Source organism: Gallibacterium genomosp. 1, assembly GCF_001678575.1.
Taxonomy (GTDB): Bacteria; Pseudomonadota; Gammaproteobacteria; order Enterobacterales; family Pasteurellaceae; genus Gallibacterium.
The window spans coordinates 19,024-33,481 of sequence record NZ_JTJP01000011.1; the positions used below are offsets into that span (position 1 = coordinate 19,024).

A 14,458-nucleotide genomic window follows, 5' to 3' on the forward strand; every position below is an offset into this window, starting at 1 on the left:
ATTTTTCTGAGAAGGATAAGGTCATGCGCCATCGTAAGAGTGGTCGTCAACTAAACCGTAATAGCAGTCATCGCCAAGCGATGTTTCGTAATATGGCAAGTTCTTTGGTTAGTCATGAGATTATCAAGACTACATTGCCAAAAGCAAAAGAATTACGTCGTGTAGTTGAGCCGTTAATTACTTTAGCTAAAGTAGACAGCGTTGCAAACCGCCGTTTAGCTTTCGCTCGTGTTCGCGACAACGCAGTTGTTGCAAAACTATTTAATGAATTAGGTCCACGTTTTGCCCAACGTGCGGGTGGTTACACTCGTATTTTAAAATGTGGATTCCGCCCAGGTGATAATGCGCCAATGGCGTATATTGAGTTAGTAGATCGCCAAGTTGCTGAAGAAGCAGCTGTAGTGGCTGAATAATTCAATTTAGATTGATTAAAAAAAACTGCATCTTTTAGATGCAGTTTTTTTATATCTGGTTTTATTGTTTCCATTGATTAATTCTGAAATTTATTTAATCATATTCCATAACACCCCTCAGGCTTTGGAGAACCTAAAAATTGAAATTTTTATCTTTTTCTAAGTTATTGAAAACAATCTTAATTTCCTCTCTTATTTTTTTTAGCTCTTCGATATTTGCAGAGAAGCTTTATATTTATAACTGGACAGAATACATTCCTAATTCTCTATTACAGGAGTTTACTAAAGAGACAGGTATTGAGGTTGTCTATTCGACTTTTGAGAGTAATGAAGAAATGTACTCGAAGATGAAATTAACTAATGGTGGAGGGTATGATCTCATCTTTCCATCTAGTTATTACATTGGGAAAATGGCCAAAGAGGGTATGTTAGCAAAATTGGATAAGTCAAAATTAGTTAATTTTGCACAAATAACATCAAGCCTATTGAATAAAAATTTTGATCCGGAAAATCAATATTCATTACCCTATGTTTATGGCTTAACGGGAATTGGCATAAATAGTGCTGAGGTTGATCCGAAATCAGTTACAAGTTGGGCTGATTTATGGGATCCAAAATACAAAGGGAAGATCTTATTAACGGCAGATTCTAGAGAAGTTTTTCATATTGCTTTGTTATTGAAGGGATTTTCACCAAATACAAAGGAAAATAAAGAAATTGAATCAGCTTATCGTTTGTTGCAGAAATTAATGCCAAATGTACAATCGTTTAATTCTGATTCTCCTGATGTGCCTTATGTACAAGGAGAGGTCTCATTAGGAATGATTTGGAATGGATCAGCTTTTCGTGCACATAAGGAAAATCCTGATATTCAATTTATTTATCCACAAGAAGGCGTCATTATTTGGATGGATAATTATGCTATTCCTAAAAATGCGGAACATAAAGAGGCAGCCTATAAGTTTATTGATTTTATGTTACGCCCAGAAAGTGCTAAAGAGGTTATTGAGACAATGGGGTTTTCTATGCCTAATGAGGGCGTAAAAGTATTATTGAATCCTGTAGATGCTAATGATATAACACTATTTCCTCCTCAGGATCAGATAGAAAAAGGTGTTTTACAGGAGGATGTTGGAGATGCAATCGATATTTACGAAAAGTATTGGCATCTTTTGAAAACTAATTAGTCACTGGTTCAGCAATTATAGATAGAAATGTATATAATTGTAGCTCATATTATCGATTATATTTTTTATTTATAGATAGGATTTATTATGGAAAAGTTTCGTGTACACGGGCGATCTTGTCTGAAAGGTTCGGTGAAAATTTCGGGTGCTAAAAATGCAGCATTACCTATTTTATTTGCTTCTATTTTAGCGGAAGAACCTATTACTTTGCATAATGTACCAAGGCTACGTGATATAGAAACTACTTTACAGATTTTGCGTAAATTAGGTATTAAAGCTGATTGGTGTGGTGAGCAGACTATTTGTATTGATGCGAGTAATGTGGACAATTTTGTTGCTCCATATGAGCTTGTTAAAACGATGAGGGCATCTATTTGGGCATTAGCACCATTAACGGCACGTTTTAATCAGGGGCAAGTGTCTTTACCGGGTGGTTGTTCTATTGGAGCAAGACCAGTTGATCTCCATATTTCTGGATTAGAAAAATTGGGTGCGAAAATTTTACTTGAAGATGGTTATGTAAAATCGTTTGTTCCTTCTCGTTTACAAGGGGCGAGAATTGTTATTGATAAAGTCAGTGTCGGAGCAACAATTTCGATTATGACTGCAGCTGTCTTAGCAAAAGGAAAAACGGTAATTGAAAATGCTGCTCGGGAACCAGAAATTGTCGATACTGCTGAATTTTTGAATAAGATGGGTGCTAATATTCAAGGTGCTGGTACCGATATGATTACTATTGAAGGAGTAGAGCGTCTTGCCGGTGGTGAACATACGGTAATACCTGATCGTATTGAAACCGGAACATTTTTGGTGGCAGCAGCAGTATCTGGAGGTCGAGTTGAGTGTCTGGGAGCAAGAGCGGATACTTTAGAAGTAGTCATTGAAAAATTACGTGAAGCTGGGGCTCAAGTTGATGTTACGGAAAACAGCATTACGTTGGATATGTTAGGGCAGCGTCCTAAAGCAGTCAATATTAGAACAGCTCCACATCCGGGATTCCCAACTGATATGCAAGCTCAGTTTACCTTATTAAATATGGTGGCTAATGGAACTGGGATTATTACAGAAACGATTTTTGAAAATCGTTTTATGCACATTCCAGAGTTGATTCGGATGGGGGCTAAAGCTGAAATAGAAGGAAATACAGCAATATGTCACGGTGTGGATCATTTATCTGGTGCCGAAGTAATGGCGACAGATTTGCGAGCATCGGCAAGTTTAGTGATTGCAGGTTGTATTGCACAGGGCGAAACCATTATTGATCGAATTTATCACATTGATCGCGGTTATGAACATATTGAAGAAAAACTAAGAGCGTTAGGTGCAAGAATAGAACGATTTGTGGATAAATAAGGATTATGAGGTTGCAATAGCAACCTCTTTTTTTAAGCATTTCGTACTTTATATAAACAGAACAAAGCGATGAAAATGAACCCTGAACAGACATAAAATGTATCGTAATAACTATAAAATCCGCCAATAGTACCTGCCAATGGACCACCTAAAATCCAACTACTTTTAGCACTGTTAGTAAATAATGTTGTTGCTGTACCGAGTTTTGTTGGCATTAAATCTTGAAAATATGCCATTCCTATTGTAGCAACAATGCCGATTAATCCGGCGTTTAAGCATTGTAATAACAATAATCCCCAGTCGGAAGTGACAACTAAAAGTGATGGATAAAAAATTACACCGCATAAAATAGCTATCATCATTAAATGTTTTTTATCAATATATTTATTCATCCATCCTGCAAGCAACATAATTGGAATTTCTAACCCGGCAGCAGTTCCCATTAAAATTCCTGCTAAATTTTCAGGTAAGTGTAATTGATTGGTAATGTAAAGTGGCATATTAATTAAATACATACTATTACAGCTAAAAATAATAACTAACACTGCAGAAAGGTAAATGATATCGGTTCGATTCTCTGGAGATGCTTCAATGTTTGTTGGCATAGTAATATTTTTTTCTTTGTGGCGAATTTTGGGCAGAAAAAAGCGTCCACAACAAGCACTTAATAAAAATACTGTGGCACCAATTAAAAATAAAAAAGTGAAACCTTTATTAATTGCTAGCCAAAAAGCGAGAGGAGGCCCGATAATCCAAGCGAGAGAAATTTGTGCACGCATTATTGTCATAAACATAATTGCTTGTCGTTGTTTGCGGTTGGCGTATTCACGGGCAAAGGCGAAAATTTGTGGATTAGAGGCAGAACCTAATCCAAAAAGTGTTACTGCTAATGTAAGTAACACCCAATAATTACGACTGAATGCAACAATAACATATCCGACGCTAGCCATTAAACTGCAACCAAAAATAAGCAAACGCCTATCTTTTATGCGATCTGAAAAATAGCCAATAATTTGCCCAAGAATAATACTGATAAAAGCATTTACTGCAAAAAAACAGCCTACAGCAAAAGGGGAGACTTGCACCTCTTTTGTTAAAAATAAGCTCATTACTGGCAATTGAAATGCTGATCCAATACCAGTTAAAAATGCTATTAATAAAAAGGTAAATGTAATTCGCTTTAATGTTGCTTTTGAGTGATTCATATGTATAACAAAAAATGCCCCTGAAAATCAGGGGCAAAATTTAAGTTGAGGAATATATATAACGTTATTATTTTTATAGCTTATACACTTATAGTACATCGCGGCAATTTAAGTCATCAAATGCTTGTTCTAAGCGTTTTGACATTGACTCTTCGCCTTTACGTAACCAAACACGTGGATCATAGAATTTTTTGTTAGGTGCATCAGGACCTTCAGGGTTACCTAATTGACCTTGTAAATAAGCTTCATTTTTCTTGTAATATTCTAAAATACCGTGCCAAGTTGCCCATTGAGTATCTGTGTCGATATTCATTTTAACCACGCCATAAGAAACTGCTTCTTGAATTTCAGCGTGGCTTGAACCTGAACCACCGTGGAATACATAAGAAACTGGCTTATCTGTGCTTAAACCGTGTTTAGCTTTGATATAGTCCTGACCTTTTTTCAAGATGACCGGAGTTAATTTTACATTACCTGGTTTATATACACCGTGTACATTACCGAATGCCGCTGCAATAGTAAAACGAGAGCTGATTTTTGATAATTCAGTGTAAACTAGGTCAATTTCTTCTGGTTTAGAATAAAGATCCATAGGATCGCGATCAGAGTTGTCAACACCGTCTTCTTCTCCACCGGTAATACCAAGTTCCATTTCAAGGGTCATTCCGATTTTGTCCATACGGGTAAGATATTTTTTGCAGATTTCGATATTTTCTTCTAATGGTTCTTCTGAAAGGTCTAACATATGAGAAGAGAATAAAGGTTTTCCTGTTTCAGCAAAATGTTTTTCACCAGCTTCAAGCAATCCATCAATCCACGGAAGTAATTTTTTCGCTGCGTGGTCGGTATGTAGAATAACAGGAACACCATAATGTTCAGCTAATGCGTGAACGTGTTTTGCACCGGCGATAGCACCAAGCACATCAGCACGTTGTCCTTCAGCTAATTTGATACCTTTACCAGCATAGAATGAAGCACCACCGTTGGAGAATTGAATAATTACCGGTGCTTTAACACGAGCAGCAGTTTCTAATACAGCGTTTATAGAATCAGAGTTAACACAGTTTACTGCTGGGATAGCAAAGTTATTTTCTTTGGCGAAAGCAAAGACTTTTTGTACTTCATCACCAGTTAATACACCAGGTTTTACGAAATCAAAAATTTTAGACATAGTATTTTCCTATTTTTAGTGAAGAAGAAAGGGGATATCCCCCCTTCTAAAAAACGATAATTAACCTTTTGCTCTTTGTTCAAGAATTTCTACAGCCGGTAATACTTTACCTTCAACAAATTCAAGGAAAGCACCACCACCAGTGGAAATATAAGAGATTTGATCGGCAATATTGAACATATCAATCGCTGCCAAAGTATCACCACCACCCGCAATGGAAAAGGCATCACTTTCGGCAATAGCACGTGCTACGATTTCAGTTCCTTTACGGAAGTTAGGAAATTCAAATACACCTACAGGACCATTCCAAAGGATAGTTTTTGCATTACGAATGATTTCTGCAAGTTGTTGTGCGGATTCATCACCTAAATCCATAATTTCTTCATCATCTTGTACTTCTGTTGCTGGTTTTACAGTCGCAGTTGCAGTTTCAGAGAACTCTTTACCAACGCGAACATCAGTAGCAACAGGGATATTGCAGCTTGCCATTAAACGTTGTGCTTCAGGGATTAAATCTTTTTCGTAAAGTGATAAACCGACATTATTACCTTGTGCTGCGATAAAGGTGTTAGAAATACCACCACCGACAACAAGCTGATCTGCGATTTTTGAAAGAGAATCTAACACAGTTAATTTAGTCGAAACTTTAGAACCACCAACAATTGCTACCATTGGACGTTGTGGATTTTTCAATGCTTTACCTAAAGCGTCTAACTCATTTGAGAGCAATGGACCGGCACAGGCAATAGGTGCAAATTTTGCTACACCGTGAGTAGAGGCCTGTGCACGATGTGCGGTGCCGAAAGCATCCATTACAAATACATCACAGAGTGCTGCATATTTTTGTGCTAAATCGTCAGCATCTTTCTTTTCACCTTTGTTGAAGCGTACATTTTCTAAAACAACCAATTCATTTGGAGCAACTTCAACACCATCAAGATAATCTTTTGCCAAACGAACAGGAACATCTAAAAGATTGTTCAAATAGTCAACAACTGGTTGTAATGAAAATTCAGCATTGTATTCACCTTCGGTAGGACGACCAAAGTGAGAAGTTACCATCACCTTCGCACCTTGTTCCAATGCTAATTTAATTGTTGGTAATGATGCTTTAATACGTGCATCAGAGGTGATTTTGCCATCTTTAACAGGAACATTTAAATCCGCACGGATAAGAACACGTTTACCTGCAAGATCGAGATCGGTCATTTTAATTACTGACATTTTAAGCCCTCTTATAAAGTTAAATAGGAGTGATTTCTGAATTCAAATAGTGCGATTATTATAACAGCTCATTGTGATAAAAGTGTGGGTTAGATCAAAATTATTTGAGTAATATTTGATTTATTTTTGTGAATAAAATAAATCGTTTAAAAAGCGGTTATAAAAATATGGACGAACAGTGTACAATAATCAATTTTTGAACGAAAGTGAAAGGGGGAGTTTGTCGAATTTATGGCATTATTAATTACGGATAAATGCACAAACTGTGATATGTGTGAACCGGAGTGCCCGAACAATGCAATTTCTGTTGGTGAAGAGATTTATGTGATTGATCCGGCGCTATGTACAGAATGTGTAGGGCATTATGAAACACCAACCTGCCAAAAAGTGTGCCCAATCAATAGTTGTATTATTTCTGATCCTGATCATAGAGAATCTCAAGATGAATTGTGGGAGCGATTTGTCCTTATCCATCACGCTGAAAAGCTCTAAGTTAGAAAAGATCTAAAAAAATCTTAATTTTTTAAATAAATTCTAATTAAATTATCTCAAATACAATAATGTTTTTGCTAAATTTGTTATTTATTGAATAATACACAGCATTAAAGTGTAATGCTTTGTATTATGTGTGTATGGGATAAAAAGAAGAAAGAGAATCTATTATGAAAAAGTCATTTATTTTACAACAACAAGAGATTAGTTTTGTTAAAAACACTTTTACTGAAAAATTAGCGGAACATTTAGGCTTGGTTGAGGTGCAAGGGCCGATTCTCAGCCAAGTGGGAAACGGTATTCAGGATAACCTTTCCGGAAAAGAGAAAGCGGTACAGGTTAAAGTAAAACAGATCGAGGGTGAAGTTTTTGAAGTTGTTCACTCATTAGCAAAATGGAAACGTCATACATTAGGTCGTTTTGATTTTAAACCGGGTGAAGGGCTATTTGTACATATGAAAGCGTTGCGTCCGGATGAAGATTCATTGGATCGCACTCACTCTGTTTATGTTGATCAATGGGATTGGGAGCGCGTTATTCCGGAGGGATTACGTACGTTGGATTATTTAAAAGATACTGTGCGCTCAATTTATCGTGCAATCCGCGAAACTGAAGCCTTAGTAGAAAAACATTTCCATATTGCTACAACTTTACCGAAAGAGATTACTTTTGTTCATACTGAAGATCTTGTACAACGTTATCCGGGAATGACAGATAAACAACGTGAGAATGCGATTTGCAAAGAATATGGTGCAGTATTTTTAATCGGTATCGGTGGAAAATTGTCTGATGGCAAACCACACGATGTGCGTGCGCCGGATTATGATGACTGGACAACCGTGTCAGAAGGCGATTACAAAGGCTTAAACGGTGATATTTTAGTTTGGAATGAAGAATTAGGCTCTGCGTTTGAACTCTCTTCAATGGGGATTCGTGTGGATGAAACGGCATTACGTCGCCAGTTGGCGATTACAGGTGACGAAGATCGTTTAAGATTCTCTTGGCATCAGGATTTAATTAATGGGAAATTACCGCAAACAATTGGTGGCGGTATCGGTCAATCTCGTATGGTAATGTTTTTATTGCACAAAAAGCATATTGGTGAAGTGCAATCAAGTGTATGGCCACAACAGGTCTTCGAGGAATTTGAAAATATTCTTTAATGTATAATTATTGAAAAAGAAGAATAATGAGGAAACAGAGTATGAATTTGTTTCCTCTTATTTTTTATATCAAATTTAGGTTTAGGCATTGTCGGTGAAATTGTTGTAATGTGTTTCTATGTCCGATACTTATAATGATTGCCTGTGGCAGTTGTTGTTTGATGAGTGAATAAAGGGAATACTCTGTTGGCTCATCCAGTGCAGATGTAGATTCATCTAGAAAAATTACTGTCGGTTTGCTGAGTAAAATTCGTATAAAAGCAATACGTTGTAATTCACCAGGTGAGAGAATTGCTTGCCAATCAAGTTCCCGATGTAAATGAGTTAAATATTTGTCCATCTTACATTGTTTCATTGCTGTGCATACTTGCTCCACTGATGTTTGAATATTTGGATAACAGATGGCTTGATAAAGTGTACCTTGTGGCAGATAGGGGCGTTGTGGTAAGAATAGTTTTTCTCCTGAGACGGGAATTTCTATTTCTCCTAATGTTTCAAAAGGATAGATGCCGACAATTGCTTTTAATAAACTGGTTTTTCCTGTTCCGGATGCACCTTTAATCAATAAAGAATCACCGATATTTAATGTTATATTGATATTTTTAAGAAAAATTTCTCCATAACTATTTTTTAAACCGAAGTTTGTTAATTTAAGTTGATTGCTATAGGTAATAGGATAAAAAGGATAATGTGCTTCCAATTGTTCTAATTTACTGAAAAAACCAACTAAACGATTTAACCTTGCTTGATATAATGTAAATTCTTCATAAAAGAGGCGAAAAAATGAGAGCGCTCTCATTAAGCGATTAAAAGCTTGTACTGTTTGATGCATATCTCCTAAGGTTACTTGACCAGCAAAAAATCGAGGGGCTTGTAGCATTAAAGGTAAAAGTTTAGCTGTTTCTGATACGCCGGTATTAAAGCCATCTAATCCCAACATTTTTAAAACAATGCGCCAACGATTCCGGATAATTTGTTGGAATTTCTGCTTTAGTAAATTGTGTTCTCTTTTTTCTCCTTGGTAGAAGGCAATGCTTTCTGCGTGATCTCTTAAACGAATAAGAGAATAACGATAGTTTCCTTGTAGTTTTTCCTTGTTAAAGTTTAATTTTACTAATGGTAATCCAATCCAAACGGAAATGGCAGTGGCGACAAGAATAAAAAGGTAAATAAAGAAGACAACACCTTTAGGTATTTCTAAACCGAATAGCGCTAATAAACCGGAAAGCCCCCACAAAATAATTGTAAATTCTATGGTGGATATAATGGAGTTAATTGTACCTCGTACTAGATCAATTGTAGAGGTAACAAAATCTCTAGCATCCTGTTCTATTCGTTGGTCAATATTGTCGGGCAAGTCTGATTCATACTTAAGACGATAATAGTTTTTATGGGATAGCCAACGTTCAAGCATTGAGGCATTCAGTTTTTCTAGCCAACGAATTTCAAATATCTGTCGGATGAGATTGTTAACAATAGAACGAAGAATATTAATAAAAACTAACAGGGCATTGATTGAAGCAAAAAACCAGAAAGCTTGAGCCTGTTTATTTTGAAGAGAACTATATAACCCATTGTAAAAAAAACTATTTAATACACTGATTCGTACCTCTAATAGGATAAAAGTAATAAGTACAATCAGCATAAAAATGATTTTATAGTGATTCGAATTTTTAATGCAATCTTGATTTATCAAATAAAATTTTTTGCCAAATGAAGTATATCTTAGGATTAGGGAAAGAAAGAATAATCCTAGACAGACCCAAAATAACGCATTGATTAACCAAGATAAACTTGTATTTAATTCGGTTTGCCAATTCATTTTTTTATGTACCCTTCCTTTTTCAGAAAGGGCTTTACCTGTATAAGTATAAGTTAGAAAGAAAGCTCAATGTTTGCCCAATATGTTCTCGGCATACCAAGCACGGCGAAGCTTCGATCATACCGACCACGTTGAACTTGCCAGTAATGTTTGTTGAATAGATTTTCAACACCTAATTTAAGGATAAATTGTTGCTGTTGAAGTTTGAAAGCATATTTAGCACCTATATCAACAGTAGTATAGGATGGGAATTTATATTTTTTGGTGTAATCTTGATAAGATGAGCCGTAATATTGGATCGCACTATTAAGAGTTAAACCATGAATAAACGGCGTATCCCATTCAATACCGACTTTAGCGATAATGCGTGGGCTGGCGACTTGAGTTCCATCAATAATCTGCCCTGCCCAGTTGGCATAATCGAGCAATTCACCTTTGTTATAACTGATACCTAAATTGGAGCGTAAGTAACCATTCAACAAATTGGCATAAAGATTAAATTCAATACCGCGATTGCGTTCTTTTCCTTGTTGTTCTCCAGCTTTACGCTGATAGTTATTAGCTGCTTTACTAGTAATTGTTCCCGGTCGCGAGAGTTGATAAATACTGAGTGTGGTAGTGTATTGTTCCCCCCAATTTTTACGTACACCTAATTCAATCTGTTTACTGACTAGTGGCTTGGACATTACTCCATCTTCATCAACTGCACCAGGTTCAAGATCTTCCAAGTAATTAGCATACCAAATTAAGTTGGAAGTAGGTTGGTAGGCAAGTGTTAACATCGGACTAAAGCGGTGATTGTCTGCTTTAGTGTCGCTTTGATAGTCGGTTTGTTTGATCCATTGGTATCGTCCGCCTACTGTTAAACGTAGTTCATCCTCAAAAAAACCTAATGTATCAGCAAAAGCGATGCTGTGTGCTTGAACTTTTTCATTCGTAGATTGGACTAAAGCTTTATATGTTGGTGAATTTGGGAACACAGGATTATAAAGATTAATATTTCTGAATGTTTTATCTTTTTTGTAGTCAATCACTGGGCTTTGTTTGAAATCCCGAGTCCGGATAACACTATCCCAAGCGATATTCCAATTATGGCTGATTATATGAGTGTTAAAATCACCATGTAATTTTAAATTGGCGCTAGTTGTATTAATTTTATAATTCATTGCCCTCATTGATTGGATATTATAAGTTTGCGGAGTCGCCATTCTGATTTGTCCGAATGCACCGTAATATTTTGATGACATATGCCCGATACCACCTGAAAGCATCGTATGATATGGTAGGTCATATTCGAATGTCGCCATTATGGTTTGATCTTCCGTTGTTTGACCAGACCAATGAGGAATTAGATTAATTTCTCCGTCCGGAGCAGGGGCTAATACAAAATCAAGATCTTGAATATCCTGTATACGAGCACGCCCGCCTTTAGTTGCTCTTTTGGTATGCATATAATCAATAGCAGTTCGTAATTTATCACCACGATAATCTGCACCTATGGCGATCTCACTATTTCGTTCATTAAAATGTTTTCGTGCTGTATCGCCGTCACGATATAAACCACTAATTCTTATACCCCATTGTTTATTGTTGCCGAAGCGACGACCAAAATCAAAATAAGGCTGTGTGCGATCTTTACTATACCACGCCATACCTAATATATTAATCGGCGTATCAGTCGCTCGTTTTGTTTGAATATTGACTGAAGCACCGGATGAACCTTCTGGATCCATACCTACAGTGGCAGTTGATGCACCTTTAATTAATTGTGCGGAAGCAACGGCGGAAAGAGGAGAATTGTAGCTGGAGTATAAACCGGTTAACCCATTTACGCTGAATTGACGAGCATCAAGTTGTAAACCTCTAACATAAATTCCACTCAGTGTGTTGGTTTCACCGCCAAAGTTCATCACTGAAGCATCCATTTTTGCAATAGCATCAACAATATTACGAGCTTCAGTTTGTTCAATTGCCTGTTGATTATAATTTATGACTGAAATAGGTGTAGCAAATGCAGTTTGTTGTCCAAGTAAACTGAGATTAACATCCGATTTAAGTTTATTTGTCGCTTTATAACGCTCCAATTCCGTTATGACCTCGACCTGTTCTAATGTGTTATCAGAAAAGTCTGAATCTGCAATAACAATATGGGGTGAAGATAAACATATTAAAATATAAAAGAAAATTGTCTTTTTTTTCATAAAAAATTTTTTAAATTGGTGATAATAAATAGGATAAATAAATTGGAGGCGGAGTATAACGAAAAGAAAAATACAACTCAATATTAATGAGAATAATTTCTGTTTATTTTATATTGTAATTTTTTGACCTGAATTCAAAAAAAGTGGTTTTCTAGTATAAATTTTTGTTGCCTTGTGTTAATTTTGAAACGCTTTTTTATTTTTCACAACAAAAGGAATTTACAATGAATTGGAATTTAGATCCGAAAGATGTTTTCAGTGCTTCTCCTGTTATTCCAGTAATGGTGATTAAGAAACTGGAAGATGCATTACCGATGGCAAAAGCATTGCAGGCGGGTGGTATTAACGTTTTTGAAATTACATTACGCAGTGCGGTTGCATTGGACGCAATCAAATTATTGAGTAAAGAAGTTCCGGATGCATTGGTTGGTGCAGGAACCGTATTATCGGCTGAACAATATGATCAGGCGGTGACGGCAGGCGCAAAATTTGTGATTTCTCCGGGCGCAACACCAGCACTATTAAAACACGCAGCTGAACGTGAAGTACCACTAATTCCGGGTACGGCAACGCCATCAGAAATGATGCAAGCATTAGAACAGGGGTATTCTTATGTTAAATTTTTTCCAGCAGAAATTAATGGTGGTGCGGCAGCATTAAAAGCAATTTCTGCAGCATTACCTCAATTAAGTTTCTGCCCTACCGGCGGAGTATCACCAAAAAATGTTGCAAATTATGTTGCTGTGAATTGTGTTAAAACAGTAGGTGGTTCTTGGATGATTCCTAATGATGCTGTTGAGGCAGGCGATTGGGCTAAAGTAACTCAGTTAACGAAAGAGGCGGTTGAGTTAGTAACAAGTTTAAGAAGCTAATAGATTATTTTGAATTATAGTGGTTCCCTTATCCTGTATGGATAAGGGAATTTTTTATTAGTGAGATAGACGAATAATGGCATTGGAAACATCTTGATCTTGATAAATTCCATTAATTGCATCGGTGAATGCTTGAGTTAGCACTTTTTGAATTTCAGGTGTTTTTGCTCCGAATGCACCTTCTTGAGAACGGTGAGTTTCAATATTTTTGCTATATTCGCCTTTTGCGCTTTGTACTTGAATAGTTAGCTGTACGGAAGCGTCAATTTTATAACGAAGATTGCCTTGGTTTACATTAGCATAGAATTGTTTCACATTAACTGTTACTACAGCTGGGGCGTTATTCGGCAGAATACGGAAACCTTTGCTGTTCAGATCTTGTTGTAATGCTTGTTGGAACACTTCAGCAATGCTTGGCTGAGCAAAGATCGGATAAAGTTGACCATCATAAGTATATTGAGAAACAGTTTGGTTGCCACGAAGATCACGAGAAGTAACGCTGACGCTACTATTTTGGTTTTGAGCATTAAACGGTCCAACTGCTGCCGGCGCTGTGAACGTGATAGTGTTTTGTGGTGCTTGACAAGCAGTAAGTAGAAAACCTGCAATAATAACGCAGGCAGATACAAAACGTTTTAATGATTTATACATAATAAAGCCCCATTTCATTAGTTATCAGTTTGTGAAGTTGAAAACATCGCTATAAAATAGTGTATATTCATACAAGAATCATCAATAGTCAAAGTAAATTATCCTCTTACAGCAAAAAGAATAATCATATTTTAGCGAAAAGTTTTCCACAATTTGCAGAAGATCATTACGTTTAGGAGTTTTTATGAACAAACAGCAACAGATGACAGTTTTATTGCAACAAGAATTATCCCCTCTTCATTTTGAAATTATTAATGAAAGCCATATGCATAGTTCCGGAAAAGGTGATGAATCACATTTTAAATTAATTATTGTCAGTGAGCGTTTTCAAGCAATGCGGGCGGTAATGCGCCATCGTTTGGTTTATCAGCTATTGGCACAGCAGTTGGCGGCAGGTGTACACGCTTTAGCATTGCATTTGTATGATCCAGATGAGTGGAAATCTTTACAACAAGTTCCAAATTCACCAAATTGTATGGGTGTTGGTAAGTAATATACTTATAAGGTGGTATTTATTTGATTTATAAATAAAAAGTCGGTTATTTTTTATTGAAATATATCAAAATTTTCACATTTTTTTTAAAATAAGCGGTCATTTACTGGAATTAAAGGGGGGCTTTTGGTTACAATAAGCCGTTTTAAATATCCTTGTTCACTCCTAATTCAATAGTATGACTAATTATTTAAATCATTGTTTTGGTTAT

General features: G+C 36.3%; 13 protein-coding genes. 7 read left to right on the plus strand and 6 right to left on the minus strand.

From position 1 onward, the window contains the following. The first annotated feature begins 23 nt into the window (after window positions 1-23). The 3 genes from rplQ (at window position 24) to murA (ending at window position 2,953) form a co-directional block, all read left to right on the plus strand. Complete coding sequence (rplQ, locus tag QV04_RS03090) at window positions 24-413, plus strand: 50S ribosomal protein L17 (protein WP_065231482.1); 390 nt, start codon at window positions 24-26, stop codon at window positions 411-413. Window positions 414-553: 140 nt separating this feature from the next. Next, window positions 554-1,600: an extracellular solute-binding protein gene (locus QV04_RS03095; protein ID WP_065231483.1), complete on the plus strand. Its 1,047-nt coding sequence runs from the start codon at window positions 554-556 to the stop codon at window positions 1,598-1,600. 87 nt (window positions 1,601-1,687) lie between these two features. Further along, window positions 1,688-2,953, plus strand: coding sequence for a UDP-N-acetylglucosamine 1-carboxyvinyltransferase (gene murA, locus QV04_RS03100; protein ID WP_065231484.1), 1,266 nt, complete (start codon window positions 1,688-1,690; stop codon window positions 2,951-2,953). Between the two features lie 32 nt (window positions 2,954-2,985). Here the strand turns inward: murA and QV04_RS03105 are convergent, their stop codons facing one another. The 3 genes from QV04_RS03105 to pgk form a co-directional block, all read right to left on the minus strand. Beyond that, a complete protein-coding gene (locus tag QV04_RS03105; protein ID WP_065231485.1) occupies window positions 2,986-4,158 on the minus strand; it encodes a sugar efflux transporter in 1,173 nt (390 codons plus the stop codon). An 88-nt stretch (window positions 4,159-4,246) separates the two neighbouring features. Beyond that, on the minus strand, window positions 4,247-5,329 hold the full coding sequence (fbaA, locus tag QV04_RS03110; RefSeq protein ID WP_039172287.1) for a class II fructose-bisphosphate aldolase: 1,083 nt from the start codon (window positions 5,327-5,329) through the stop codon (window positions 4,247-4,249). A 60-nt stretch (window positions 5,330-5,389) separates the two neighbouring features. Next, window positions 5,390-6,553: a phosphoglycerate kinase gene (gene pgk / locus QV04_RS03115; protein ID WP_065233149.1), complete on the minus strand. Its 1,164-nt coding sequence runs from the start codon at window positions 6,551-6,553 to the stop codon at window positions 5,390-5,392. 231 nt (window positions 6,554-6,784) lie between these two features. Between pgk and QV04_RS03120 the strand changes: the two genes are divergently transcribed. Both QV04_RS03120 and asnA read left to right on the plus strand, forming a co-directional pair. Further along, a complete protein-coding gene (locus tag QV04_RS03120) occupies window positions 6,785-7,045 on the plus strand; it encodes a YfhL family 4Fe-4S dicluster ferredoxin (RefSeq protein WP_039172292.1) in 261 nt (86 codons plus the stop codon). 170 nt (window positions 7,046-7,215) lie between these two features. Continuing rightward, the gene (gene asnA / locus QV04_RS03125) at window positions 7,216-8,208 is read left to right on the plus strand and encodes an aspartate--ammonia ligase (RefSeq protein ID WP_065231487.1); all 993 of its coding nucleotides are present in this window, start codon (window positions 7,216-7,218) and stop codon (window positions 8,206-8,208) included. Window positions 8,209-8,272: 64 nt separating this feature from the next. On the opposite strand, the gene QV04_RS03130 is transcribed toward asnA, so the two are convergent. Together QV04_RS03130 and QV04_RS03135 are read right to left on the minus strand one after the other, a co-directional pair. After that, window positions 8,273-10,030: an ABC transporter ATP-binding protein/permease gene (locus tag QV04_RS03130; RefSeq protein WP_065233150.1), complete on the minus strand. Its 1,758-nt coding sequence runs from the start codon at window positions 10,028-10,030 to the stop codon at window positions 8,273-8,275. 53 nt (window positions 10,031-10,083) lie between these two features. Then, on the minus strand, window positions 10,084-12,231 hold the full coding sequence (locus QV04_RS03135) for a TonB-dependent siderophore receptor (protein WP_065233151.1): 2,148 nt from the start codon (window positions 12,229-12,231) through the stop codon (window positions 10,084-10,086). A 224-nt stretch (window positions 12,232-12,455) separates the two neighbouring features. Between QV04_RS03135 and QV04_RS03140 the strand changes: the two genes are divergently transcribed. After that, window positions 12,456-13,103, plus strand: a complete 648-nt coding sequence (locus tag QV04_RS03140) for a bifunctional 4-hydroxy-2-oxoglutarate aldolase/2-dehydro-3-deoxy-phosphogluconate aldolase (RefSeq protein WP_065231490.1) — start codon at window positions 12,456-12,458, stop codon at window positions 13,101-13,103. A 57-nt stretch (window positions 13,104-13,160) separates the two neighbouring features. On the opposite strand, the gene QV04_RS03145 is transcribed toward QV04_RS03140, so the two are convergent. Beyond that, on the minus strand, window positions 13,161-13,754 hold the full coding sequence (locus QV04_RS03145; protein ID WP_065231491.1) for a YajG family lipoprotein: 594 nt from the start codon (window positions 13,752-13,754) through the stop codon (window positions 13,161-13,163). A gap of 184 nt (window positions 13,755-13,938) precedes the next feature. Between QV04_RS03145 and QV04_RS03150 the strand changes: the two genes are divergently transcribed. After that, a complete protein-coding gene (locus QV04_RS03150; protein WP_065231492.1) occupies window positions 13,939-14,247 on the plus strand; it encodes a BolA family protein in 309 nt (102 codons plus the stop codon). The last annotated feature ends 211 nt before the right edge of the window (window positions 14,248-14,458 follow it).